This window comes from Brucella sp. TWI559 (assembly GCF_039674265.1).
GTDB classification, from domain to species: Bacteria; Pseudomonadota; Alphaproteobacteria; order Rhizobiales; family Rhizobiaceae; genus Brucella; species Brucella chromiisoli.
Genome location: NZ_JBDJNE010000085.1, coordinates 1 through 324, shown reverse-complemented (window position 1 = coordinate 324; position 324 = coordinate 1). Strand labels below are relative to the sequence as shown.

The window sequence follows — 324 nt, the reverse complement described above, 5'->3', positions numbered from 1 at the left end:
GGCGGCGTTCATGCAAGTTGATCTGTGAATAGCAATTTGACATCCAATTTCCTCCATGGCTAACCACATGAATTCATTGGCATGTTGCAGTTTAAAATAGAATGTACCCCGGCTACAGGAGTTGTTTTAGCAAGTTAAAGTTGCGACGTTCCCAGCAAAATAGAGATGCGACAGGTGCTGACGTTCAGCCCCCATTCCGAGAGGCTGGTCGGGGTTGCAAACGAGGAATGGGGGCGGGTGAGTATCCACCTCTTCGGCTTTAGCTTTCTCAGTAGCAATTGTTCTGTCAGCAGTTGATACTCGGCTCACCTGCATCGGGCAGGA

At 49.4% G+C, this 324-nt stretch carries 1 protein-coding gene; it reads right to left on the bottom strand.

Annotation, left to right across the window (positions count from 1 at the left end; all coding sequences use genetic code 11):
- Window positions 1–126: 126 nt before the first annotated feature.
- Window positions 127–324 (bottom strand): hypothetical protein (locus ABE530_RS19730; RefSeq protein ID WP_499695740.1); only part of this gene is annotated, 198 nt, incomplete at its 5' end.